This is a genomic window from Streptomyces chilikensis, assembly GCF_001642695.1.
GTDB lineage: Bacteria > Actinomycetota > Actinomycetes > Streptomycetales > Streptomycetaceae > Streptomyces > Streptomyces chilikensis.
Window position 1 is genome coordinate 1 of record NZ_LWCC02000124.1, and the last position, 23,663, is coordinate 23,663.

At 69.6% G+C, this 23,663-nt stretch carries 25 protein-coding genes and 4 pseudogenes; 16 read left to right on the forward strand and 13 right to left on the reverse strand.

The window, feature by feature from the left end:
* Positions 1–123 precede the first annotated feature (123 nt).
* Positions 124–771: a hypothetical protein gene (locus A2U95_RS26205; protein WP_166027467.1), complete on the reverse strand. Its 648-nt coding sequence runs from the start codon at positions 769–771 to the stop codon at positions 124–126.
* Positions 772–825: 54 nt separating this feature from the next.
* Positions 826–1,272 carry a Tn3 family transposase gene (locus A2U95_RS26210; protein ID WP_420857056.1) on the reverse strand — a complete coding sequence of 149 codons (447 nt, stop codon included), beginning with the start codon at positions 1,270–1,272 and terminating at the stop codon, positions 826–828.
* Between A2U95_RS26210 and A2U95_RS32995 the strand changes: the two are divergent.
* The 3 genes and pseudogenes from A2U95_RS32995 to A2U95_RS26225 form a co-directional block, all read left to right on the forward strand.
* Positions 1,227–1,334: pseudogene (locus A2U95_RS32995) on the forward strand (IS5/IS1182 family transposase); the annotation flags it as partial. The gene A2U95_RS26210 and the pseudogene A2U95_RS32995 overlap by 46 nt on opposite strands.
* A 1,259-nt stretch (positions 1,335–2,593) precedes the next feature.
* Complete coding sequence (locus A2U95_RS26220) at positions 2,594–3,709, forward strand: site-specific integrase (protein WP_166027469.1); 1,116 nt, start codon at positions 2,594–2,596, stop codon at positions 3,707–3,709.
* Positions 3,710–4,163: 454 nt separating this feature from the next.
* A complete protein-coding gene (locus tag A2U95_RS26225; protein ID WP_240958141.1) occupies positions 4,164–4,541 on the forward strand; it encodes an SH3 domain-containing protein in 378 nt (125 codons plus the stop codon).
* On the opposite strand, the gene A2U95_RS26230 is transcribed toward A2U95_RS26225, so the two are convergent.
* From A2U95_RS26230 to A2U95_RS26235, 3 genes and pseudogenes are all read right to left on the reverse strand, one after another.
* Positions 4,526–4,795 carry a hypothetical protein gene (locus A2U95_RS26230; protein ID WP_166027471.1) on the reverse strand — a complete coding sequence of 90 codons (270 nt, stop codon included), beginning with the start codon at positions 4,793–4,795 and terminating at the stop codon, positions 4,526–4,528. The two genes, A2U95_RS26225 and A2U95_RS26230, sit on opposite strands and share 16 nt — an antisense overlap.
* Before the next feature lie 86 nt (positions 4,796–4,881).
* Positions 4,882–5,069: pseudogene (locus A2U95_RS33000) on the reverse strand (transposase family protein); the annotation flags it as partial.
* 25 nt (positions 5,070–5,094) lie between these two features.
* Positions 5,095–5,997 carry an ArsR/SmtB family transcription factor gene (locus tag A2U95_RS26235; RefSeq protein WP_240958169.1) on the reverse strand — a complete coding sequence of 301 codons (903 nt, stop codon included), beginning with the start codon at positions 5,995–5,997 and terminating at the stop codon, positions 5,095–5,097.
* Between the two features lie 388 nt (positions 5,998–6,385).
* Between A2U95_RS26235 and A2U95_RS26240 the strand changes: the two genes are divergently transcribed.
* The gene (locus tag A2U95_RS26240) at positions 6,386–6,736 is read left to right on the forward strand and encodes a hypothetical protein (RefSeq protein WP_166027475.1); all 351 of its coding nucleotides are present in this window, start codon (positions 6,386–6,388) and stop codon (positions 6,734–6,736) included.
* 228 nt (positions 6,737–6,964) lie between these two features.
* Here the strand turns inward: A2U95_RS26240 and A2U95_RS26245 are convergent, their stop codons facing one another.
* A complete protein-coding gene (locus tag A2U95_RS26245) occupies positions 6,965–7,255 on the reverse strand; it encodes a hypothetical protein (RefSeq protein ID WP_166027477.1) in 291 nt (96 codons plus the stop codon).
* Between the two features lie 385 nt (positions 7,256–7,640).
* On the opposite strand from A2U95_RS26245, the gene A2U95_RS26250 reads away from it, so the two are divergent.
* From A2U95_RS26250 to A2U95_RS26260, 3 genes and pseudogenes are all read left to right on the forward strand, one after another.
* The gene (locus A2U95_RS26250; RefSeq protein WP_166027479.1) at positions 7,641–8,081 is read left to right on the forward strand and encodes a hypothetical protein; all 441 of its coding nucleotides are present in this window, start codon (positions 7,641–7,643) and stop codon (positions 8,079–8,081) included.
* Between the two features lie 239 nt (positions 8,082–8,320).
* Positions 8,321–9,085 (forward strand): annotated as a pseudogene (locus A2U95_RS26255) (transposase family protein).
* Between the two features lie 239 nt (positions 9,086–9,324).
* Positions 9,325–9,738 (forward strand): peptidoglycan-binding domain-containing protein, encoded by a 414-nt coding sequence (locus tag A2U95_RS26260; protein ID WP_166027481.1) that lies wholly within the window; start codon positions 9,325–9,327, stop codon positions 9,736–9,738.
* Positions 9,739–9,784: 46 nt separating this feature from the next.
* Here A2U95_RS26260 and A2U95_RS26265 read toward each other — a convergent pair whose 3' ends face one another.
* The 3 genes and pseudogenes from A2U95_RS26265 to A2U95_RS26275 all read right to left on the reverse strand — a co-directional run bounded on the left by A2U95_RS26265 (position 9,785) and on the right by A2U95_RS26275 (position 11,595).
* A complete protein-coding gene (locus A2U95_RS26265) occupies positions 9,785–10,213 on the reverse strand; it encodes a hypothetical protein (RefSeq protein ID WP_206283068.1) in 429 nt (142 codons plus the stop codon).
* A gap of 146 nt (positions 10,214–10,359) precedes the next feature.
* A pseudogene (locus A2U95_RS26270) lies at positions 10,360–10,974 on the reverse strand (recombinase family protein); the annotation flags it as partial.
* A gap of 24 nt (positions 10,975–10,998) precedes the next feature.
* The gene (locus A2U95_RS26275) at positions 10,999–11,595 is read right to left on the reverse strand and encodes a TetR/AcrR family transcriptional regulator (protein ID WP_166027487.1); all 597 of its coding nucleotides are present in this window, start codon (positions 11,593–11,595) and stop codon (positions 10,999–11,001) included.
* A gap of 169 nt (positions 11,596–11,764) precedes the next feature.
* Between A2U95_RS26275 and A2U95_RS26280 the strand changes: the two genes are divergently transcribed.
* The 7 genes from A2U95_RS26280 to A2U95_RS26310 all read left to right on the forward strand — a co-directional run bounded on the left by A2U95_RS26280 (position 11,765) and on the right by A2U95_RS26310 (position 18,777).
* Positions 11,765–12,727: an alpha/beta hydrolase family protein gene (locus tag A2U95_RS26280; RefSeq protein ID WP_166027489.1), complete on the forward strand. Its 963-nt coding sequence runs from the start codon at positions 11,765–11,767 to the stop codon at positions 12,725–12,727.
* A gap of 405 nt (positions 12,728–13,132) precedes the next feature.
* Positions 13,133–13,711 (forward strand): suppressor of fused domain protein, encoded by a 579-nt coding sequence (locus tag A2U95_RS26285; RefSeq protein ID WP_166027491.1) that lies wholly within the window; start codon positions 13,133–13,135, stop codon positions 13,709–13,711.
* 95 nt (positions 13,712–13,806) lie between these two features.
* Positions 13,807–14,154: a zinc-binding metallopeptidase family protein gene (locus A2U95_RS26290; RefSeq protein ID WP_240958146.1), complete on the forward strand. Its 348-nt coding sequence runs from the start codon at positions 13,807–13,809 to the stop codon at positions 14,152–14,154.
* 501 nt (positions 14,155–14,655) lie between these two features.
* Positions 14,656–16,509 (forward strand): peroxidase family protein, encoded by a 1,854-nt coding sequence (locus A2U95_RS26295; RefSeq protein ID WP_166027493.1) that lies wholly within the window; start codon positions 14,656–14,658, stop codon positions 16,507–16,509.
* Between the two features lie 608 nt (positions 16,510–17,117).
* Complete coding sequence (locus A2U95_RS26300; protein ID WP_166027495.1) at positions 17,118–17,312, forward strand: hypothetical protein; 195 nt, start codon at positions 17,118–17,120, stop codon at positions 17,310–17,312.
* A gap of 67 nt (positions 17,313–17,379) precedes the next feature.
* Positions 17,380–17,931: a DUF6197 family protein gene (locus A2U95_RS26305; RefSeq protein WP_166027497.1), complete on the forward strand. Its 552-nt coding sequence runs from the start codon at positions 17,380–17,382 to the stop codon at positions 17,929–17,931.
* Positions 17,932–18,582: 651 nt separating this feature from the next.
* Positions 18,583–18,777, forward strand: a complete 195-nt coding sequence (locus A2U95_RS26310; RefSeq protein WP_166027499.1) for a hypothetical protein — start codon at positions 18,583–18,585, stop codon at positions 18,775–18,777.
* A 63-nt stretch (positions 18,778–18,840) separates the two neighbouring features.
* On the opposite strand, the gene A2U95_RS26315 is transcribed toward A2U95_RS26310, so the two are convergent.
* Entirely contained in the window at positions 18,841–19,053 is a 213-nt protein-coding gene (locus A2U95_RS26315) for a hypothetical protein (protein WP_166027501.1), read from the reverse strand.
* Between the two features lie 172 nt (positions 19,054–19,225).
* On the opposite strand from A2U95_RS26315, the gene A2U95_RS26320 reads away from it, so the two are divergent.
* Both A2U95_RS26320 and A2U95_RS26325 read left to right on the forward strand, forming a co-directional pair.
* Positions 19,226–20,311 (forward strand): cation diffusion facilitator family transporter, encoded by a 1,086-nt coding sequence (locus A2U95_RS26320; RefSeq protein WP_166027503.1) that lies wholly within the window; start codon positions 19,226–19,228, stop codon positions 20,309–20,311.
* Positions 20,308–20,964 (forward strand): class I SAM-dependent methyltransferase, encoded by a 657-nt coding sequence (locus tag A2U95_RS26325; protein ID WP_166027505.1) that lies wholly within the window; start codon positions 20,308–20,310, stop codon positions 20,962–20,964. Before A2U95_RS26320 ends, A2U95_RS26325 begins: the two co-directional genes overlap by 4 nt.
* 294 nt (positions 20,965–21,258) lie before the next feature.
* On the opposite strand, the gene A2U95_RS26330 is transcribed toward A2U95_RS26325, so the two are convergent.
* From A2U95_RS26330 to A2U95_RS26340, 3 genes are all read right to left on the reverse strand, one after another.
* A complete protein-coding gene (locus tag A2U95_RS26330; RefSeq protein ID WP_166027507.1) occupies positions 21,259–21,963 on the reverse strand; it encodes a hypothetical protein in 705 nt (234 codons plus the stop codon).
* The gene (locus tag A2U95_RS26335; protein ID WP_166027509.1) at positions 21,960–22,511 is read right to left on the reverse strand and encodes a SigE family RNA polymerase sigma factor; all 552 of its coding nucleotides are present in this window, start codon (positions 22,509–22,511) and stop codon (positions 21,960–21,962) included. The genes A2U95_RS26330 and A2U95_RS26335 overlap by 4 nt, the downstream gene beginning before the upstream one ends.
* Before the next feature lie 106 nt (positions 22,512–22,617).
* Positions 22,618–23,238: a hypothetical protein gene (locus tag A2U95_RS26340; RefSeq protein ID WP_166027511.1), complete on the reverse strand. Its 621-nt coding sequence runs from the start codon at positions 23,236–23,238 to the stop codon at positions 22,618–22,620.
* Positions 23,239–23,663: the final 425 nt, after the last annotated feature.

The following is a 23,663-nucleotide window of genomic DNA, read 5'->3' on the forward strand; positions in this document are numbered from 1 at the left end:
ATCAACAGCCTGGGGGCCTCGATCGTTGCGTTCGGCTGGGGTCACCTGATCGGGGCCCACCTCGAAGAAGCTCATTGGACGCCCGCCGCGCCTGTCGTCATTCGTTCGTTTGACGACACCTTGTCAGGTGAAGGCGATGGCCGCTCCGGTCGAGATCGAGAGTTTCGCAGCGTGGAGGAGTTGCAGGCATACATAGGACTCGACGCCGTAGCGTCGCCACCCTTCGGTGGCCGGCTTCTCGGCATCGGCGGCCTCGAAGACCTCTTCGGAGTGCGGATCGAGGTCTTCCGGAAGGCCGAGGGCTTCAGCGAGTCGACGGGCTTCCTCCAGCAGACGCACCGAAGACCCCAGGTAGCCGCCCGGTGCCTTTTCGTCCACGATGACGTGGGCGAAGTCGACGGGGACGTAGTAGCCTTCGCAGTCCGAATGATGGACCAGATGGTCGAACGGTCCAGGAGGATCACTCGGGAGAGCCTCGTACACCTTGCCCAGGAGCGGGTCATCGGTCGCCCGCTGGCTGCCGTCCAACGGCTCGGGCAGGCGCCCGCCCGCTGCAAGGTGGACAGCGAGACGGCGAACGGTGTGCAGGCCCGAGTAACCCCATGCCTCGAACTCCGCGCCCTCCTCCTCATCGAGGTCGGGTTCGGTCCACTGTCGCGCTCCCGCACGCTCCAGTAGCTCGCCGATCGCCACGAAGTCAGCGCGAACCATCTCGGCGTAGTCGTCGTCCTCGGCGTCGACGAGGACCCCGACCACCATGTTCAATCCCATGGCCCGATCCTGCCATCGGCGATCCGACGACCACTCGTTACCCTTCCGCCGAGGTCACGCTGCCTGGCCGTAGCCGTCGGCCTCCGCCTGACCGTCTGCGCGCAGCGGGCTGAAGTCGACGTCCAGGTGCGGGTCGTACGCCTCCGGTTCAAGACCGAGTTCGTGGGTGGAGTATTCGCCGAAGCGGCGGATGTGCTCGGTCAGGTACGGCGAGATGTGGACCACGTCCTCGGGGTCGACGACGTGGCCCTCCTCCTGGAGCTGGCGCACGATCTCGGCGATGTCCAGGGCGTTGTGGAAGATCACCGCGTTCGTGAGCAGAGAGTTGAACTTCGCGGTCTTCTCCTGCTCGACGGGGTCGTTGTCGGTGATGACGCCGCCGTTGCCGAAGCCGATCCACTGGGAGAAGCCGTTGAACGCCTCGACCTTGTTCGTGGCGGCCGTGACCCGCCGGTGGAGTGGCCCGCCTGAAGTCCTGGCGGATCTTCCGCAAGGCTCGATGCAGTCCGAACCGCATGACGTCAATCGCCAAGGCCGTCCTCACCCTGGAGCGGCAACGCTGAAGAAGCTCACTGTGTGCGCCGCCACGATGGAAGAATGTGTTCCGCAACTCTTCACAGCACGCGCACCTGGAATAGGCATTGAAACGGCCACCCGTCCAGGTGTGCCGCCCTTCACCGGATCGTGTGATACGAGTCACTAGCTACGCTGAAGGCATCCCGAATGAGCTGGGTAGACCTGTTTGCGATGCGCCGTGCTCCGCTCGAATTGCGACCGGCGGGTGCACATCGCCATTAATGCAAGGCAAGATGGGGGGCATCGCCTGGCCTTGGTGTGACCCATGTCACTTTTGATCGTCACGCTTGCATACCGGGCAGTAACAGCATTCGGACAAAGAAGAGGACCTCACCCCCGCCGGCCAGCGAACAGGTGAGGCCCCTCCCGCACACCGATTGCAGCTCGGACCCCGGCCCTTAGGTCGGGGTTCTGCGCGTTACCAGGGCAGGTGATCCCGCACGAACTCGTAGCCCGCGCGAACCGGCCCCAGCCAGCGAACGGATCGGTAGACCCGGTCCTGCCTGCTGCAGCATCGACAGTGCTTCTCCCGTGGCTTCCGCTTGCGCTTCGCCATGATCGCTCGCCTCCCTCCAAAGGGCCGCGGATTTCGCGGCCCGGTGGACGAGGCCCACTTCCTTCGTGGTCCTCGCGCGAGGGCACGAGTGGCTCGCGAGACCTCAGAGGCGATCGATGGGAGGGCAACTCTACTCGGCCGCACGGAGGTGCAGGTGCTCGCCAACTAGCCCTGGAGGAACCCCTCGTGTGGCATCCAGTGCCATCAAGAGCGCACGCATGGCACTCCTTAGAGTCAACACTGCGAACTGACAGTAGTTTTAGCTGCGAGATTGCCAGGCAGTAGACGTGGGCCGCAGTGCCATCCCCCCGGACGGGAGTAGCGCATCTCACACCGAAAATGATGATCCATCCAAAATCGGAATTGATCATTCACTCCCCAACAAGTCGCATTTGTATGACTAATTGGATTGGGATCTGCTCACGGGGGCGCCCTCTGCGGGCATTCGACGGTCCTTCCCGGTCTCGGTCTGGGCATCCAGAGAACAGTTCCTCTACTCCTGCGCCAAGCCGTCACGGTGACGGTGTACGGCGGCACAAATGGCCTGCATGCGCGTCCGCTCTGCACCGGTGCAAGGTCGCCCTCCGGTCACTACGTGCCACGCTGCTGGCACAGCCGTTCACCCCAACCCGCTCTGTTCTGGCTCTTGATAATGTTCCTTCTCAAGAGCCAGAACTGACGGGGGACCACATGCCGGAGAACGCGATCGTGACGCCCCTCGCGGCAGGCGCCGACGTCGTCGAGGCGGAGCTGGTCGACGACCACCCGGCCGGTACGACCGCGGTCGTCGTGCCCGCGGCCCGGGATCGGCAGATGTCCGCCGAGACGGCCGCCGCCATCACGGCCGGCGTCGCCGCCTCCACCCGCCGCGCCTACACCGCCGACCGCACCGCGTTCACCACCTGGTGCACCGCCGAGAGCCGCACAGCGGTGCCGGCCTCCGGCGAGACGATGGCCGAGTGGGTCAGGTACCTGACCGTCACCCCCCGCCCGCGCACCGGCAAGCCCGCCGGTCCGGCGACCATCGAACGCGCACTGGCCGCCGTCACCTCCTGGCACCTCGAGCAGAACCACCCGAAGCCGAACATGCGCGGCGCCCGCGCCGTCCTCAACGCCTACAAGGACCACCTCGCCGAGACCAAGGCCGCGGCCGCACAGCCGAGGCAGGCGACGGCGGCCCTGCCGCAGCAGATCCGCGCCATGCTCGCCCACGCCGACCGCACCACCCTCGCCGGCAAGCGCAACGCCGCCCTGATCCTCGTCGGCTTCGCCACCGCGGCCCGCGTCTCCGAGCTCGTCGCCCTCGACCAGGCGGCCGCCGTGGAGAGCGAGCACGGCTTCGACGTGACGCTGTACCGCAAGAAGGTCCGCAAGCACACGGTCAACGCGGTGCTGTACGGCACAGACCCGGCCACCTGTCCGGTCCGCGCCCTGCAGACCTACCTCGCCGCTCTTGCAGACGCCGGGCGGGCGGAGGGCCCGCTGTTCGTCCGCGTCGACCGGTGGGACCGCATGGCTCCGCCGCTCACCCGCGGCGGCCACCGGATCGGTGACCCGGCCGGGCGGATGACCGCGGAGGCCGCCGCCGAGGTCGTCGAGCGCCTGGCCGTCACGGCCGGTCTCACCGGAGCCTGGTCCGGCCACTCCCTGCGCCGCGGTTTCGCCACCGCCGCCCGCACCACCGGGCATGACCCCCTTGAGATCGCTCGCGCCGGCGGCTGGGCCGACGGCTCCCGCGTCCTCGCCCGCTACCTCGACGACGTCGACCGCGTGAAGAACAGCCCGTTGGTCGGCATCGGCCTGTGACCTGGCACAGCCCGATGCCAACGAGCAGGTAGGAGGGACGTGCGCCGTCAACTCGGGGTGCTGGTAAGAACGCTGTCACCAGCTGCAAATGGCGGTGATCTTGCGGGGATGCCACCAGTGTGGGTGAACGCGGGGCCGTACAGTTGCGTTGGGTGAAGCCTTGCGAGGACGGTCGACGCTCGTGGCGCGTATTCCGCTGGACCTGGATGAGCAGGCCAGCACCCCCCGAGGTGTTCAGCAGCACGGTCATCGATGCAGCGGTTATCGATGAGATTGATCTTGGGCTTGGGAGTCTCGGCATGCAAAGCTCAGCACCTTCGTTTCGGTGATAAGTGCGGAACACGTCATTCCCTGGCAGATGGCTCAGAGTTGTCCTTCCGGGCAGGACGCCGTCCCTGCATGCTTCTGCCATGCCTACGTCAAGGGCACGTGGGCTCATCGGGAAAGGGGATACATGCGAGCAGCACATCGCGCGAAGCTGGCGGCACTGGCGATAGGGGTACTCACCGTGCCGACAGGTCTGGTCGTGACTAGCGCGGGACCGGCGTCGGCAGCCGCCGCCTGCGGCAAGACGGGTCCGGCGAAGGACGGCACCAATGCGACGATGCCGTCTGGCGTCTCCGCCAACATGCGCAGCGGCTCCAGCACTGCCTGCGGCGTTAAGGGCTGGGCCGACAACCGGGACACGCTCATGTACTACTGCTGGACATACGGCGAGAACGGCACCTGGACGTATGTCTGGAACCTCAACGACAACACGCTCGGGTGGGTAAAGGACTCTCTGCTGCCCGACGGCGGCTCGTGGGGCTCGGGCAACTACTGCGGCTTCTGACCCCGAGGCGGACCGGGCAGTATTGCCGCCCGACGCGAGCCCCGCCCACCGGCACGCTCGGCCTCGGCGGCCAGGTGCTTCTCCAGCTCGGCCTCCAGAGCGGCCTGCATCAGGTGCTGCGTGATCGCGGGCAGCAGACCGGCCTCGCCGACCAGCCGCAGCCCGCCGTGGCGGACCTTCTCCTTGGCCAGCAGCGTCAGCGCGTCGAGCAGGTCCAGGCTCAGCCCGTCCATGGACTCCGGCGTTCTCCTCATGCCCGCACCGTCCGCGGCCGTCCCGTCGGTGGCAAGCGACACGTCGCCGACCGTCCGGTGAAGTTCCCGCCTAATTCATGACACTCCCGTCCGGCGGCTGGCCGGCGGACCCGGATCTCGGTGCCGTCGATGATCCCGGTCTTCCCGCTGGCACCAAGATGATTGATGACTTCGGCCAGAGTCCGTAGTCGAAGGCCAGGGCTCACCGTGCACCCTCGCTCGGCGAGCAGCGGTCGCACCTCTCCATGGCACGGGTGATGGTGGAGCGGTCCATCTTGTCCGGCGACACGCCCTGAGACTCAAGGGCGGGGGGTGGCGTGGAGGAGTGCGGCGCCGAGTGGAGTGAGGGTGTGCAGAACCGTGTTGTGGTGTCGGGTGGTAGTGATCAGGTCTGCTTCACGCAGGATGCTGGCGTGCTGGCTGGCGGTGGCCGGGGCGGTGCCGGTACGACGGGCGAGTTCTCCATTGGTGCAGCCGTCTTCGATCACGCGCAGACAAGCGGCGCGGGTGGGGCCGAGGAGGCGGGCCAAAGCCCGTGGATGGTCGTTGCCAGTAGGACCGGCCCACCAGCCGGGTGTTCGAGGCAGGGGGTAGACCAGCACGGGGGGCAGCTCTGAGTTGATAAGGGTGACAGGCACCTGCCAGCAGAATGCCGAGGGAATCAGGAGCAGACCCCGCCCACTGAGGTAAAGATCGCGCTGAAGAGGGTAGGTCACCTCCAGTATCGGAGGCTTCCACCGCATGGACGGTCCGAGGTCGGCCAGCAATCCCTGACTGCCGTGGTCGAGCAGGGCACGGGCGCGCACCGCCCGCTCGGCGTCGACGAGCGTTCTCATACGCGACTCGTAGGGGGCTATCGCGTGGCGGTGGTAGTCACGTAGAGCCCGGCCAAGCCTGGCAAGCCCTTGGGAGTCGCCGTTGGCCAGCGGACGGATCCACGACGGCAGACCAGGGAGGTCCGTCAGTTCCCTGTGCAGTCGTCGGCGCGAGACGGACAGCACCGCGTCGATGCCCGCCTCGATGCCTTGGTGTGCCTGCAACGGGGTCAGAAAATCCGGGAAATCTCCCACGGGAGGGACTAGGCGACGCAGCAGCAGTAACTGCTCCCGAGGTAACTGCTCCAACTCTGTCTGAACCTGGCTCCGCCAGGGATTGAAGACCACTCGGCCTCGAGCGTTACCCAGCAAGGTCAAGCTGAGCACTGTCTCCCACAGCGGATCGGGTTTCGCAGCGAACCGGATCCGAGACAGATCATCATCAGTGAAATGAATTCGAAGCACGACATCCCTACTCGCCTCGACAGTCCCTCTAGGCCCTGACCTCGGCTCAGTATGTACAGGTCGTACCCTTGTTGGCCAGGGTTTTTCGGTCACGATGGAAAGTTGTGGCGTCACAGGCTCTTGGCAGGAAGAATTTAAGACACCGGAAAGAATTCACAGCATGCCGCTGCAATTCTTTGCACCGAAAATGCGTTTCGAAAAAACACGTTGACAATTCAGCACCCTCTTGTTTCGGTAATCGCTTACTTGTGCTGATGGCAGTTGCATTTCCGGCGGCAAGGGTGAACCAATCAGCCTGAAGGGAATATGTATGATGAGAAAATTCGCACAGGCGGCGGCCGTCTTTTCGGCCGCGGGTACTCTCATGTTGGCGGCGGCCATGCCGGCCAACGCAGCAGTGGTGCGCGTGTTCGAAGGAAGCGACTACGCCAGCGTCGGCGACGATAAGGTCTGGGTCGAAGCCTGCGACATGGAGAACGACGGAAACGGCGTCTACGGAAAATTCCAGATTTACGGCAGCGCTACCTGGTACAAGGTGGGCGACAGTAATGGATCTCAGGGTGGGTGCGGTAGCCGCACTTTCGCAAACAGGGTCATAGTCTTTTACGTATGTGAGGACGATATCGGAGAGGACACCTGCCGTGGCAAGTTCGTCAACTAGGTGTATTGATCACGAGCGTTGTTAACGGCGCCGGGTCTTGATCATGGCGAAGACCTCCGGTGTGGTGGAGGTGTCTAGGCTTCACCCACAGTGGAGGTCTTCGTGTCCCACCGTAATGCCCGGCTGACCGGGGTCCGAGGAGTATCCGAGCAGGGATCACCGCTACGGCGTTTAGTTTCCTGAACGCTTCGGGCGCACTGGTTAGTGGCGGCCTTGGTGGAACGGGTTTTACGCCTCGAAGGGGTCCTCGTCGGTTTCCCCGCGCCGTCGGCGCTCGGCCTGGTACGCAGCCCACGCGAGTTCCCCTTGCTGCGTGGAGCGCCAGGGCGTTTTGGTGCGGTCGCAGTACTCGGCGTAGCTCAGGTCCGGCTCGGCCAGCCTGCGGCGCCGCTCGGCCCTCGGGTCGTCGGCGACCTTGGCCGCCTGCAGCTCCTCCACACTCCGGGCGCGAGCCAGTTCCTCGACGTCGAAGGCGATGCGCCGCAGGACCGCCGCGACCCTGGGCAGGCGGATCGGCACGAGCGGTAGCACCGCAATTCGGGCCTGTGACGTGAAGGCCGACAACCTTGGTGTACGTGCGTGGTACATCACCTCCAAGGGATCTCTCGATTACGTCGGAGACGGTAACGGAAGCAGTGACGGCTGCGGTTCGGAGAAGCCGGCCGACGGAGGCAGCATCGATCAATTCCAGGTGTGTGCTGGTCCGATAAGCAACGAAACCTGCTCGGCTTGGAAGCGCGGATACTAATCCTCTTCCGGGTCTGAAACGAAAACGTCGGGCGGGTGCGTCCTCTGACACCTGACGTTCCTCCCTGCCACCACGGTGGCAGGGAGGAGGACGACCGGCTGTACGCCGCGCTATACCCAGCAGTTACGTCAGTCACTTCCACGAAGAGGAGTGGGCATGTCCAAGCACCGCGCCAAGGCGCGTCGGATAGGATCCATCGCAGCGATGTGTGCCGCTGCCGCAGCCACGACTATGTTGGCCTCAGTTCCAGCGACCGCCGCTTCCGAATGGTGGAGCAACCCCAACTCCTGCACCAACACCGCCACGGCGACCCAGAAGACAATTCTCGGGCGCCAAGTCCAGGTCCGCTACGGTACGTGCAACGGTGCGCAGTACGGTTGGGGACGCATCCTCAACTATGGCTCGTCCGACTACATCCGCTTCGAGGTCTCCCTCGGCGGCTACGTCTGGGACTACGCCAACATCCAGTCCGCCAGCAGCCGCAACTACACCCAGGGCTATCGGACGAGTTCCTCTTCGGCCGTTGCCTTCCGCGCCTGCTACGTAACCTCGGCCCTCAGCACCTGCAACTCCTCCAACTCCACCGCTTGGTGGTAAGCCCGGAGCTGCGCGCTGATAACGACGACTGGGACGCGGTCGAGGAGCAACGGACCGGGAGCCAGCGCCAACGGCGTTACCACAGATAACGGGCCCGGTTCACGCAGCTCACACTGAACCGTTTTCATCCTGTCCTGCAGGGGTGATGGTGCAGGTCAGCGGGGTGGTGTGACGAGGCGAGGCTCCTGGTCGTTGCGGTGGTGTTCTTTACGCACCACGCTTCGTCCGAGGAGCCTCGCTTGGTCCCGTATCGAGCCACGCTCGACGTCCCTTACGAGCTGGTCGAGCATGTCTCGTGGCTGATCCATGCCCGAAGGTGTGAACGCGGCACGAGATGGCGCAAGCCGGGCTGCTTCCACCAGGCGCTGCTGGCGCTGGTGCACCTGCGCAAGAACGAGACGCTGCCCCAGCTCGCGGCGGGCTTCGGGGTCTGCACCACGACCACCTGACGATACGTGGACGAGACCCTCGAGGTCCTGGCCTCCTGGACACCCGGCCTCCAGGAGGCCCTCGTCGGCCTGGGCGAGGGAGACTTCGTCATCGTCGACGGCACGCTCATCCCTACCGACCGCGTTGCCGCGGACCAGCCGTACTACTCCCAGAAGCACCGTAAGCACGGTATGAACGTCCAGGTCGTCGCGCGACCGGACGGCACCCCGTTGTGGTTCTCCCGTGCGACACCGGGCCGCGCCCACGATCTGACCGCGGCTCGTGCCCACGGCATTGTCCAGGCCTGCCTGACCCGGCAGATCCTCGTCCTCGCGGACCGCGCCTACCAAGGTGCCGGCGCCACCTTCCGCACCCCGTACTACCACCACAGCGAACAACCCGAGCACTACCAGCAGTTCAACCGCGACCACGCCCGACTGCGGGCCCCTGGCGAACGCGCCTTCGCCCAGCTCAAGACCTGGCGACTGCTTCGGCGAGCCCGCTGCTCCACCCGCCGCATCGGCACAGCAGTCCAAGCCGTCCACACCCTACTGACCTGCACATATTCAGGATGAAAACGGTTCACTGACGGATAGCACAGTAGCGGCGCACTATCTGTGGAACGCCTTCACGACCGTGCCGGTGTCGGCGACCCGCCAGGTGCTTGCCAGCAGCGACCCAGGCGTAGCGCACGATCTGGCATGGAGGTTCCTCAACCCGCTACCCCTACCACTCCATGGCGGTGCATGCGGGCGGACGAGCAGCGATGATGCGCGGCACCCGCCATCTTCACGCTGTCAGAAACGGAGCATCCATGAACCCGATCTTCGGCATCTCCCGGGGGTGCATCACGACCGTGGCGGCCGCCCTCACTGTTCTGGGGACGGCAATTACGGGTGAAGTTGCTGTCGCCGCGGAGAGTGATGCCTCTGCGGTGTACCCGTGCCGCATAACCAAGACCGCTAACGGTTATACGGCCGGCTACTACAGCGGCAACACGGTCATCCCGTCATCCACGCAGGTGACGGCTGCTGGCAAGGAGGCTCAGTGTCTCTTGGACTACATGGGACCCGACCCGGGGACGATCGATGGGATCTTCGGGCCACAGTCCAAGGACGCAGCAGCTAACTTCCAGAAGATGATGAACTCCGCGTGCAACGCGGGGCTCGTGGCAGACGGCATCGTCGGCTCGAAGACCTGGCCCTACCTGCGGAAGGGATGCCACTAGCCTCCCGACTGCGGCTATCAGATCCGGTCGCAGAGCTGCAGTTACCTCAGTACCAGCGGGTGCAGGTCTTGTGCTGACCGCGGGGTCCGTCGGCGCAGGCGCGGGCCTGGTGGCCGGGGCCGTCGTACACCGCCGGCGTCGACAACCGTGTCATGGCGGACGTCCCGTCGGAGGGCGCCCGCCGGTCAAACTTCCGCGTGGTCTTCCCTTGGTGGCGGGTCTCCATCCAGAGGTGGCCGCCGTCGGCGACCATTCCGTCGGTCCATGCCCAGTCGTGTCCTTTGCGGGTCTCGATGTGCATGTACAGGATCGGGTCCTGCGGGTCTTCTGCCATCAGGCATACCCGGTCTTTGGGCTGGCGGGAGCCGCCGCACGATCCATGCCGCACGTCGGCGCCGGCGTTTGTGGTGGTCCCGGCCAGAAGTGCCATGGCCGCGGCAACGACGGTGGCAGACATCGTGATCTTTGTGCGCATGCCCGTCACAACCAGCGCAGCACAGCCGCCGCTACGGTCTCGGGCTACGGATCACTCGGAAGACTCGTTAGCACCTGCGTAGACGGCATTGGCCCTTGAGGCGCATCGGAACGGGAATTAGCGGTAGTGGCTGACGCAGTACCGCGTCACCGAGCGGGTTCCGTCGTCGCCATGCGCGGGCCGGGGAGTTCGCCGGTCTGGAGGGCGGCGAAGTCGGCGTGGGCCTGTTCGACGGCTTCGGGGTACGCCTCGCGCTCGGCGTGCGCGGCAAGCGCTCGGCAGATGCTCGCCGCCGAGAGGCTCTGCCCTTTGCGCTTGCCGGTGGGGATGATCAAGTCGGGCTGGATCTGCTCGACGGACTCCCCGTTCGCCCTCCGCCGCAGCACGGTGTGCGACATGTCGTCGGTGACGACCGGCGGTCGGCCGCCGTGCTTGCCCTTGCGGGAGGCGGTGTCGAGCCCCTCCGGTGTCGATTCCCGGATGTTCTCCCGCTCGGTCTCCGCCATCGCCGCGAAGAACGCGAACAGCAACGGTGCCGCACCGGTGGGGTCGTGGATACCGGGCAGGGGCCCGGCAAGCATCTCCAGGACCAGGTCGTGCGCAGTGAGGTGGTCGGCGAGAGCGGTGAGTTCGGCGGCGTCGCGGCACAGCCGCTTCATCTCGTACACGGTGAAGACGACCCGGCAGTGCGGGGCGTGCGCCTTGATCTCCCGGGCGGTGCGGAGCGCCTCCTCGAACTGCGGGCGCACCCGCACACGGGTGCTGGTCTTCTCGCTTTCGTTCCGTCAGGCAGGCGGGGGTTGCCGGAGTCCCTGGAGGAGCAGTTCGATCAATCGGCGAGGGTCGTAGCGCGGGTCGCTGTCGCGTCCGATGCACAGGTTGCCGATGCCGCGCATCAGCTCGTAGGGCTGCGTGCCGGGCCGGATGTCGCCGGCGTCGACCGCGGCGCCGAGCAGCTGCGCGCACACGGGTTCCAGGCGGTCGAGGAAGTAGGTGTGCAGCGCGGCGAAGCGGCTGCTGTCCGACTGCAGGGCGTCGGCGAGTCCGTGCTTGGTGACCAGGAAGTCGACGAAGAGGTCGATCCACTGGCGGAGCGCCTCGAGCGGAGAGTCGGCGTCGGCCAGCAGGCTTGGGCCTGCCTCGGCGCATGCCTCGATCTGGTGACGGTAGACGGCGGTGACCAGATCCGCCCGGGTCGGGAAGTGGCGGTAGATCGTCCCCATCCCGACGCCCGCTTTGGCCGCGATCTGGCGGATCGGCGCGTCGACACCCGAGGTGACGAAGACCTCGGCGGCGGCGCTGAGCAGCGCCTGCTGGTTGCGTACCGCGTCGGCCCGCTTGGTTCGGGCCGACGCCTTCCCGCTTGGGCTCTCGGCGGACACGAGGCTTCCTTTCCATCACCGTTTGACAAAGCGGAACACCGCTCCGAATAATAAACGGAGCAGCGCTCCGTTTCAGGTTAGCTGAGGTCGGACACGCCTGACCACTCGCCTGCCACCGCCCGGCTTGGTGCCGGCAACGGCGCAGGCTCCAGAAGGGACCCCCCTCGTCATGACTGCATCCACCGACACCGCCGCTACCTTCGGCTCGCCCGCCCCCGTCCTGTCGTACAGCCCGGTGGTCCTGTCCGTGCCCGGACGGCCCGTGGACCTCCAGGTCCGTGTCTCCGCACCCGCCACCGGGACCGGCCTGCCGGTCATCCTGCTCTCCCACGGTCACGGCGGCTCCAACAACCTGTCCTCGCTGAACGGGTACGCGCCCATCGCCAATCTCTGGGCGGCAGCCGGGTTCGTCGTCATCCAGCCCACCCACCTCAGCTCCCGCACACTGAGCCGTCAGCTCGCCGACACCCCCGGAGCCCCCTTCTTCTGGCGCTCCCGTGCCGAGGACATGAGCCACATCCTCGACCGGCTCGACGAGATCGAGAAGACCGTGCCGCAGCTCGCCGGGCGCATCGACCACGACAAGATCGCGGTCGCCGGGCACTCCCTCGGCGGCCACACCGCCGGCCTCCTGCTGGGCGCCCGCAGCGCCGACCCCGACACCGGGCAGGAAGTGAACCTGACCGAGCCCCGGATCAAGGCGGGTGTGCTGCTGGCCGCACCGGGCAGGGGCGGCGCCGTCCTCAACGGACCGATGGCCGAGATGGCGCCGTTCTTCCACACCACCGACTTCTCCACGATGGCCACGCCCACCCTGGTCGTCGCCGGCGACCAGGACGACTCCAAGCACTTCACCGACGTCGGCCCCGACTGGCACACCGACCCCTACCGCCTCGCCCCCGCACCCAAGACCCTGCTCACCCTCTTCGGCGCCGAGCACCTGCTCGGCGGCATCAGCGGATACGACGCCGACGAGACCACCGACGAGAGCCCCGAGCGGGTCGCCGCCCTCGCACGCCTCACCTCGGCCTACCTGCGCACCCAGTTCCAGCCCGACGACCACGCCTGGCAGGCGGCCTGTGAGGCGCTGACGACGGGGGCCGCCCCGGCCGGACGGGTGGAATTCAAATAGGGGCAGCCGCGGCGAAGCCCTGCAGCGGGCGGTCCGCGTCCGGCCTTGGGGAACATCGGTACAGCGGTTGGCGCTGGATCCGGGACGCCTGTCGACCAGAGCCACGGGTTCGTGCTCCTCATCGGGTTCGTCGTGGCCGCGGTCCAGGCGGAAAAGACGGCGGCGGCGGCAGTGGCCGGCGCGCTCGACGCCGTGGCCGCGGCCTGGCTGCCTTCGTCAGCAGGACCTTCGTGAAAAGTCAGGAGAGCGCGGCAGAACACCTCAAGGCCTGCTTCGACCAGCCTCTGGAGTTCTCCCGCTACCTGGCCGCCGAACGCCTCCTTCACAGTGCGGACCTGAGGTCGGCAGCCCCATGACGCTGAATAAGCCGTCAGGGACGGTCGATCGCGGTGGGATGATCGCGCGGTGAGTGATGCGAGGGTGTTGGCCGCGGAAGCCGTTGAGTCACATCTCCGGGCGTTCTTCGAAGGGCACTCCGTGGAGGTCGTCGACTACGACCTCGGGCCGGAACGGCGAGAGGTGGCACCCGGTCTGCGAGTTCTCGTTGTGGCGCCCGGTCCCCGCAGCGACAGCTGGGCCTATGTGACCGCCGGGTGCTGGGCCGCGATGGAGAAGGACGGTCACGGCCTTGAGTTCGTCATGACCGCCTACGTCCGCGACCAGCGGTTCATCGAGCTCATGGCGATGATCGCCCACTACCACTGCGGAGGACATCAGCTCGACCTGGAGCACAGCATGCCGATCGGTGAACCGTGGGTGCCGGGGTCAGCCTGCGATCACCTGCTGATCAGCCTGCCTTATCTCCACGGACCAGACCTTGAGCACTGCCCCGTTCCCGGGGGCCACGCCCGCATCCTGTGGACCCTGCCCGTGACGACAGCCGAGATCGAGTTCCGCAGGCGTCACGGGCACGAGGCGTTGGAGCAGCTCTTCGACGAGGCAGAGATCATCCCCACCGATCCTTTCAGGGCGTCGGTTGCCTGAGTTCCGTCCTCCGGCGGTCACCGATTGTGACCGCCAGGGGCGTACCGGCTCCAGGTTCCGCCAGCCTCGGTGACCAGCCGGGTGGCGGTCTCGGCGTGACAGCCGAGTGCCTTCGCGATGACGAGACCCCGGGGCCTGCAGGACAAGCCGGCGGATCGCGGAGGCCCTGCCGCGCTGCGGCGGGACGCCGATCCGGCACCTCCACGGGCCGCGACGACCCGGCCAGGGGGCGCAGCGACCACGCGAGCTTCCACGAGCGGGCATGGGCGGCCGTCGCCGTCTCCGAGGACCTCTTCTCCACCTCCGACGGCGCGCCCGGCACCGGCACCCGCCAGTACCACACGCCGGGGGACACGCTCCTCGGCCAGGACCACGACACCGGTTTCGCCACGGTCGTCGCCGGCTCGGTCATCGCGACGGCCCTGACGTTCGCCGGGCTGTAGGCGCCGGAGGAACGCGGTGGCGGCGCGGCCTCGGCGATGGCCGTCGAAGGGGCCGTGCGCCGGGCCGGGAGCCCAGGTCCGCGCGTCAGGGGCCGGTTGTGGTGGGTACCCGGGGGCGTGCCGACGTGTCGCCGGGGGCGGCGGAGCGGCGTAGGGTGAGCGGAAGTGGCAGGGCGCGGCACCTGGAGGCCGGTGGCCCGGTCGGAGCGGGCGGTGCCTCTCCCGCCGAGCCGCGCGGCGCCCCGGCGGGTGCGTCCGGCCGGCGTCCGGGCGTGCGGCGACGACCCTGCCCCTGTGGGATCGCCGGGCAGACGTCCACGCGGCCGTTCGCGGCCTTCGGTGGACAGGAGTCCCCGCTCCCGCGGCGTCGACCGCACCTGCGGACCGAGGACGCCTCGGTCCCCCTCCGGATCACAGGATCCTCCGACGCCGCGCCCACCTCCGGAACCGGTGCCTCCCTTTCCCCACGCGAACCGACCGGATCCCCCAAGGAGTATCGCGATGACCCTGCAGCGACGCGCCGGACGGCGCACCGGTCCCGGATACCGCACGTCCCTCGCCTGGCGGCTCGTCACCGCCGCCGCCGGCGCCGTCGACCGGCGGGTCGGCTGGGACCGGCTGCCGGTCGTCCCGGGCCTGCTGGTCCTCCTCGGACTGCGCGTCCGCCTCCGGCAGAAGAACCTCCACGACACCGGCCGGCTGCCCTCCGTCGGCCTCCCCGACCCGGCGCCCCCCTCCGCGCGCCACCGGGTCGACAGGACCGCCGACGGCAGCCACAACGATCCCGGCGAGCCGCGCATGGGGATGGCGGGCACCCGCTTCGGCCGGAACATCCCGCTGGACCGGATCGCGCCGGCCGCACCCGAGGACGTGCTGTCCCGCCCGAACCCGCGCGAGATCAGCCGCGCCCTGCTCACCCGCGACTCCCTGATCCCTGCGGAATCCGTGAACTCCCTGGTGGCCGCCTGGCTGCAGTTCATGGTCCGCGACTGGTTCAGCCACGGCACGAGCCCGGTGGAGCGGCCGTGGGAAGTGCCCCTCATGGACGACGACCCGTGGCCGGAACGCCCCATGCAGATCATGCGGACGCCGGACGACCCCACCCGTGACCCCCAGGCGCCCGCCGGGACGCCCGACACCCGCGTCAACGTCTCCTCCCACTGGTGGGACGCCTCCCAGATCTACGGGACCGGCGAGCAGGAACAGCGCCTGCTGCGCACCGGCGAGCTGGGGAAGCTGCACGTGGGGGACGGCGGGCGGCCCCCGGTCCCCGCGGACCCCTCCCGCGACCCCTCGCGCGTCCCCGGATTCTGGCTGGGCCTGGCCATGATGCAGGACCTGTTCGCCCGGGAGCACAACGCGATCTGCGACCACCTGCACGCCGCGTATCCGTCCTGGGACGACGAGGAACTGTTCCAGCGCGCCCGCCTGGTCAACGCCGCGCTCCTCGCCAAGATCCACACCGTGGAGTGGACCCCGGCCGTGATCAGCCACCCCACCACCGTCACGGCGCTGCGCGCCAACTGGTGGGGCGTCGCGGGCGAGCGCGTCCACCGCCTCTTCGGCCGCCTCAGCGGCAGCGAGGTCGTCAGCGGCATCCCCGGCGGCGAGACGGACCACTACGGCATCCCGTACTCCCTCACCGAGGAGTTCGCGGCGGTCTACCGCATGCATCCGCTCGTCCGCGACGACTGGCACCTGCGCTCCGCCGCCGACGACGCGAGCCTGCGCCGGTGCACCTTCCGCGACATCGCCGGCCCCGGCGCGCTGGAGGTCATGGGGGCCACGTCCATGACCGACCTGCTCTACAGCTTCGGCACGCTCCACCCCGGACTGGTCACCCTCCACAACTTCCCTAAGTTCCTCCAGGAGTTCGAACGCCCGGACGGACACCTGCAGGACCTCGCCGCGACCGACATCCTGCGCAACCGCGAGCTGGGCGTCCCCCGCTACAACGAGTTCCGGCGGCTGCTGCGCCTGGAGCCCGCCGCCACGTTCGAGGACCTGACGGACGACCCGGCGTGGGCCGCGGAGATCGAGCGGCTGTACGACGGCGACATCGAGAAGGTCGACCTGATGATCGGGATGTTCGCGGAGAAACTGCCCCGGGGATTCGCCTTCAGCGACACGGCGTTCCGCATCTTCATCCTGATGGCTTCCCGCCGGCTGAACAGCGACCGCTTCTTCACCGAGTACTACACGCCCGAGGTGTACTCCAGGGCCGGGATGGCCTGGATCGACGACAACACCATGGTCACGGTGCTGCTGCGCCACCATCCGGAGCTGCGAACGGTCCTCGCGGGGCTGACGAACGCCTTCGTGCCCTGGCGCACCGCGGGACGGGCGGGCGCCTGAGCGACACGTCGGCGTACGGCTGCTCCCGGCTCGCCGCCCGTGCGGCGCGGGCGTGACGCGTCGCCCGACGCGGCCGGGGAACCGCGGCGGCCGGCACGGGGCCCGCACGCCGCGGAGCGCGTCCGGCCCGGTGCCCGCTCCCGGCCCCGTACACGGCATGCCTGTGCGGGGCCGGCGGCCACCGTCCTGACCCGAAGCCGTCACGCGTTCCGCGCGGTCGGACGCGTGTCCTGCGACAGGTCGGGCACAGGCGCCATCGGCGACCGCCTCCGCCGGTGCCCGCCTCCGTGAGGACCCGGGCCACCGCCGCATCCTCATCCACCGGGTCGTCTTCCGGCTCGGCATGAGTCGGCTCATCACCGAGGGCGAGGCGATCCTCTTCCGTGCCTTCGTTCCCAAGAAGGCCGACGGCCGCTGTCCGCGGCTCGAAGAGCCGATGGACGGGACGCCTGCCCGCTGCCGGCCTTCGTCCCGTAGGAGGTCCACGCGGCCGGCCGCGCGTACGCCGATCGCCACGGCCAGGCTGCGGCCGCCGCCGACACCGACTACGACGTCGATCAGGACGACGACGCCGACGACGTGCCGGACGAGGAGGAGACCTGCCCCCTGTGACGGTTGAGGAACACATCCTCACGGTCCTCGCCGACCACCCCGACGGCCTCGCGCTCAAGGCGACCCGCCGGGATGCCGGCTGTGGCACCGAGGGCGGGCCGACCACCGGCAGCGTCGACAGCGCCGTCTCCCAGCTCACCCCGGACGACAAGGTCACCACCTGCGGCGGCGGCATTCACTACCCGTCCTGACCCCGCACGCGCCAGGGGGCCGGGGGCCGCTCTCCGGGACCCCGGCCCCTCACAGGAAGACGACGCGATGAACGCTTCCCCCTCCCCCCGGACTGCCGTCGGAAGGACACCCGGCGCCACCCCACCTGCTCCCCCGGCATCGCTCGGGCTGGAGGCCCGCCTGGCCGCCGTGGAGGCCGAGATGACCCTGCGGCTGGAGACCGCCTCCCTGGCCTTTTCCATCGACTCGCACATCGACGCCGAACCCGTCGACTGGGCCGACGTCGTCCGCGTACCCGACGCCCTGCCGGACCCGCAGCCCGCACCGCTCCCGACCTCGTACACCACCCCGGTCGCCACCGTCCTGCACCTGGCGCACACGCGGTTGGAGACCGGCGGCTGGTGCGCGGGGCAGCGCCGCGACGAGGACGGATCCCTCTGTCTCTACGGCGCGATCCACGCCGTGGCGCCCGGCCCCGGCATCGAGCACCGCGCGCTCGATGTCCTCCTGGACGCCATCCGCCGGCGCTTCCCCGGCACGGCCTCCGTGCCCGAGTTCAACGACTCCTTCTCCCACCCGCGGACGCCGCTGCGCGTGCTGCGCGAGGCGGCCGACCTCGCGGACGCCCGCGGCCTGTGACCCTCGTGGCCACTCACCGGCAAGGAGCCCCCGGCGTCTTCGGACACCGGAGGCTTCCTGCGTCCGGCATCGCGAGGGCGAGGTGCGCGGGCTTCTTGGTCATGACCAACCTCCATGAGGGTTTTTCACCTGGTCCCTCCGGGTGGTGACGACCAGACCGCACCGACGGGTCAGCCTCGCAACAGTGGCCGCCGTCCCTTCCGGGGTCCCGCCCGGCTGGGGACAGATAAGGCGGGTCGTGGAGCGATCGGCAAAAGCCCTCAGAGCGGAGCAAGTTATATGTTTCTGTTCCAGAAACGGGGAGGCGTGGGGGAAAGGCGGGGAAGGTACGGAGCTTCACACGCCTCTTTTTCGGGCCTCCGGCCCGGCGGTGCCCACTCTCGTGCGTGTGCCCCCATCGTCGGCGGCCGTGGCCATCATGGTGACGTCCTCCATGCCCACCGGACGCGTCAGCCGCCGCGCCACACCACATGCCTCACCAGCCCGTCCGGCTCAGCGCCGGCCAACGGGTTTTCACCCCCTGCCCGGGGAGCCCGAGCATGGAGAACCGCCGCGCTTCGCGCGCGATCGAAGCGGTCGCACCTCATGTTCGACCACGGCGACCCGCGACCGGATTCGGCGGCCGTCACGCGCGCGTGGGAGGCTCCACCGGTGAACACCGCACGACGTCGACTCGGCACCGGCCCGAGCAGCATCAGGAACACGCCGACGACTGCCCCCGCTCCGCGGCTCCTGCCGGCTGAACGCATCGCCCTTTCCGCGCCCTTGGAGGAGGACGAGCACCAGGATCTCGCCGAGCGGAAAGGCCGGCGCACGCTCGGGCCGGGCACCGAGCGCGCGCAGTAGGAGGGCGTCAACCCCTACGGTCGGCCGTGCGCCGGGTCCTCCTCCTCGGGGATCCGTCTTCCGTTACCGGGCGGGCGCCTTCCGCAGGCGTGCCGCGAGGTCCTGGAACCGCGGCACCAACGCCCGCTCCACCGAGCTCCTGCCGCGCTCGGCCCGGATCCGCTCGTACTCCTCGTCCAGCCGCCCGTCGAACGACTTCGGGTGGGGTCCAGCCGCTGAGGAGATGGACCGGGACCCGCCGGTCACCCGGGCGCCGCCGGATCTTCCGCTCCCCATTTTTCGTCGGTCGGAGAAGGGCACTGTCCGGCGGACGCCGGGCGGCAGGAGGGGCGTGAGCAGGGGGTTGTGGCCAGATGCCCGGGACGCGCTGATGCGAGGACGTCGCACCTGGTCACACCATGTACGACGGCTGTCGCCGCAATCGGATTCGTGTGCCACGGTGAGCCCCATGGAGGGGAATCGGCACACCCGTACGCACGTCCACGACCACCACCACAGGGGTTCGCGGCCGGCCCGGCTGCGGCACCGGATCACTCATCTGGCCCGGCCGCACGGTCACGAGACCGCCGACAGGATCGACACGGCGATGGAGACCTCCCGGGAGGGGGTGCGCACCCTGTGGATCTCCCTGGCCGTCCTGGGTCTCACCACCGTCGTCCAGTCGGTGATCGTCGCCCTGTCCGGGTCGGTGGCGCTGCTCGGCGACACGATCCACAACGCCGCCGACGCGCTGACCGCCGTCCCGCTCGGAATCGCGTTCGTGCTCGGACGCAGGGCGGCGAACCGCCGCTACACCTACGGCTACGGACGGGCCGAGGACCTGGCCGGCATCCTCATCGTGGCGACCATCGCGGCGTCCGCCGTCCTGGCCGCCTGGGTGGCCGTCGACCGGCTGCTCGACCCCCGCGACATCACCCACCTGTGGGCCGTTTCCGCCGCCGCGCTGACCGGGTTCGTCGGCAACGAGTGGGTCGCCCGCTACCGCATCCGCACGGGCAGGAGGATCGGCTCCGCCGCGCTGGTCGCGGACGGTCTGCACGCCCGTACCGACGGCTTCACCTCCCTGGCCGTCCTGCTGGGAGCTGGCGGCGCCGCGCTGGGCTGGCGGGCGGCCGACCCGGTCATCGGCCTGCTCATCACCGCCGCCATCCTGCTGGTCCTCAAGGACGCCGCCCGCGAGGTCTACCGGCGCCTGATGGACGGCGTCGACCCGGCCCTGGTCGACGCGGCGGAGCGCGCGCTGCGGGATGTGGAAGGGGTGCTGGACACCGGGCAGGTGCGGATGCGGTGGATCGGCCACGCCCTGCGCGCCGAAGCCGACATCGTCGTCGACGCACGCCTGACCGTCGTCCGGGCCCACGAGCTGGCCGTCGCCGCCGAGCACGCCCTGATCCACGCGGTCCCACGGTTGACGGCCGCGACCGTCCACACCGACCCCGCCCCCACCGCCGGCCACGACCCGCACGCCGCCCTCGCCCACCACGGCGTTCGTCCCCCGGCGGTGTCGCAGGCGACTGGGAGGATCACCGGATGACGAACCTCGCCGCCGCCATCAGCGCCTACTGGGACGCCGCCGCCCCGGACTTCGACGACGAGCCGGACCACGGCCTCAAGGCGGCGGACACCCGCGCCGCGTGGACGGACCTCCTGACCGCCTGGCTCCCGCCCCACCCGGCGGACGTGCTGGACGTCGGCTGCGGCACCGGATCGCTCTCCGAGCTGATCGCCCGGGCCGGACACCGGGTGACCGGGGTGGACCTGGCACCGGAGATGGTCGCGGCCGCCCGGGCCAAGCTGGCAGCCGCCGGTCTTCCGGGCCGGTTCCTGGTCGGGGACGCCGCCCGGCCGCCCACCGGCGGGAAGGCGTTCGACGTCCTGCTCTCCCGCCACCTGCTGTGGACCCTGCCCGACCCCCAGGCCGCCCTGAGCGAATGGGCCGGCCGCGTCCGCCCCGGCGGCCTCCTGGTCCTGATCGAGGGCCGCTGGCGCGAGGCCGGACAGGGCGCAGTGCCCTACGTCGCCGGCGCCGACGCCCTGCCCTGGCACCAGGGCGTCACCGCCGACGACCTGGCGGAGGCGGTGCGCCCGCTCGTCGGCGACCTGCGCATCGAACCCCTCAGCGCCGACGCCGCCCTGTGGGGCGGCCCGGTGACCGACGAACGCTACGCCCTGATCGCGCACGTCTGACCGCCCGGGCCGGCTGCCCCACGACTCGCCGTCGAGCACCGCGGCCCTCGGCTCCTCGGGCCGTGGGCGTGGGCGGCTGGTTCCGCGAGGTCCACCACCCGGCCGACGGACTCGCCCTCACGGAGAACCCCCGCCGGCGACCGCCGCCGGGCTGCCGCATCCGTGCCGTTGAGGACGCATCGCCGGATCCCTCGATCCCTCGCTCCCGTCGTCTGCCGGGCCGGCCCGCGGCACCGGGGACGACGACCGGGACCGACCCGCGGGACGCCGCACACCTCGTGGCAGCTCACGGCCTCAGCGTGCTGTTTCCGCGCGCAGCCGGGCCAGGACCTGTCCGTCCGGCGCGAGCGCCGTGACGGTGATCGTGGCGTCCTGAGGCACACCGTCGAGGAACGCGTGGTAGGTACCCCAGCCCGGGTCGCCCCGCAGGACGAGCAGCTGGGCCTCGTGCGGCGTGCCGTCGCCGACCTGGACCACCACCCGGGCGGGCGCGGTGCGGGTGCGGAACGCACCCGTGTACACCACTCCCTGCTCCACCGTGGTCGTGCCGGCGCTGATGCCGCCGATGTCCAGGCTGTCACCGCCCGCATGGGCCCGGGCGAGCTCGATGGACGGGGTCAGGTCACCCTGGCCGACGACGTAGTTCTGCCGCCCTTCCGGCAGCAGCGCCATGCGCAGGCCGTGCCCGATCGGCACCTGCTCGTAGGCCCGCACCGTCCGCGCACCCTGCTGCGGTGGGGAGCCGGTCGCGTGCGGGCCGGGCACGGCGGTGGCGGGTGGCGCCGGTGCGACACCGTCGCCCGTGCCTCCCCCGATGAGCGCCCCGAGGGTCATGGCCGCCAGCAGCGCGGCGGCCCCGGCACCGCCCGCCAGGGAGCGGCGACGGCGGCTCAGCACCCGGCCCCGGCGCACCACTTCGTCGACGGGGGCCGGGCTCACCGGGAAGGCGTCGGCCGCGCGGTGGAGCGCCTGGGCGAGCCGCATGTCGTCCTCGTTCAACGTCGGACCCCCTCCTGCGCGGCCTCGCTCCGCTCCGAGGGCGCAGGGCCGCGGTCGCATCCGGTCACGGCCGGCTCGGCGCGGAGCTTGCGCAGGGCACGGGCGGCGTGGCTGCGCACCGTGCCCACCCGGGTCCCCAGGAGCGCGGCGACCTCGCTCTCGCTGCGGTCCTCCAGGTAGCGCAGGACGACGACCGCCCGCTGTCGCTGCGGCAGCCGGGCCAGGGCCGCCATGAGCGCGGAATGCTCGGTGATCGAGTCGGTCCTCTCCGATGCGGCCGCCTCGGGGAAGCGGTTGGTCAGCCACTCCCGGGCCCGTGGCACGCGCAGCCGGTCCCGGTTGGCGTTGATCATGATGCGCCAGACGTAGGCGTCGGGATCGTCGCTGCGCCTCACCCGCTCCCATCGGGCGTACGCCTTCGCCAGGGCTGTCTGCACCAGGTCCTCCGCGTCGTGGTGGTGTCCGGTGAGCAGGTGAGCGGTCCTGAGCATCCGGTGCCAGCGGCTTGCCATGAACGCCCTGAACTCCGCTTCCGCGTCGGTCTTCACTCGGGTCCTCTGTTCGCCGTGTCCGGCGCCCGTCCGCCGTACCGCCCCGGTGCGGGGTGCACCGGGGCGGTACGGAAGGCTCCGGCCACGGGGTCTGCGGTCGCGGTCAGCGTCCGGTCGGGAACATTTCGTACGCCAGGGTCGCCAGGACCTCGCCGTCCGGGCCGTAGGCGGTGACCGTGACGGTTCCCCGCGGGGTCCCGGAGCCGGCGGCGTCGAGGTAGTAGGTCCCCCAGCCCGGCCTGCCGGGCAGGCTCAGCACGCCCGCGTCCCGTTCGGCGCCGTCAGCCGTGCGGACGGTGATCCGGGCGGGCGGGGTGCTGGTGCGCCACGCGCCGGTGTACAGCACGTCGGCCCCGTCGACGTTGATGCCGCCGCTGAGGCTCTCGGGCCGGATGTCGTCGCCCACCATCTCCCGGGCCTGCTCGACCGCTTCACGAACGTCCGTCCAGGCCACGACGTAGTTCTGCCGGCCTTCGGGCAGCAGGGCCATGACGGCGCCCTGCCCGATGCCCACCGGCTGGTACGGCCGCACGATCCGCGGCCCCGGGGCCGTCGTCGCACGGTCCGTGGCCTTCGCCGGTGCCGCCGCGTCCACCGTCGCCGGCACCCGGGCGGCATGCCCGGCCGTCCGCTCCACGGCCACGGCCGCCCCGGCACCGCCCGCCAGCACCACGGCCGCGGCGCCCATCGTGGCGAGCCGCCTCCATCCGCGCCTGGTCTCCATCTGACTCCTCCTGCGAGTCTCGGTGATGCGTCTGTCGAACTCCTGCACCACTCAGACGGACACAGGGCCTCACATCTATGTCCTGCCGCGCGACTTTCTCGTGAGGGGTGCCGTAGGAGCGCTGTCACCAGCCGCGGACGAGCGGCGACACGTCCGGCGACGTGCGTGCGACGGCCGACGGCCGGCGGTCCCGGCAGGGCGGCCCGGTTCGCGGTCGCGCCGCCGGACACCGGATCGGCCGTCATGTCGTCGGCCGCCCGCTGCACGACCCGCGACGCCCTGGCCGCCGAGGACGTCGCCGTCACCCAGGCCCGCGCGCGATACGGGGACGACATGGTGCGACTGACCGAGAGGGCCAGGTCGCGGCCGCCGTCGACGTCTTCGCGGTCGCCGCGGGCTTCTCCCTGCCGGAGCAGCGGCGGGAG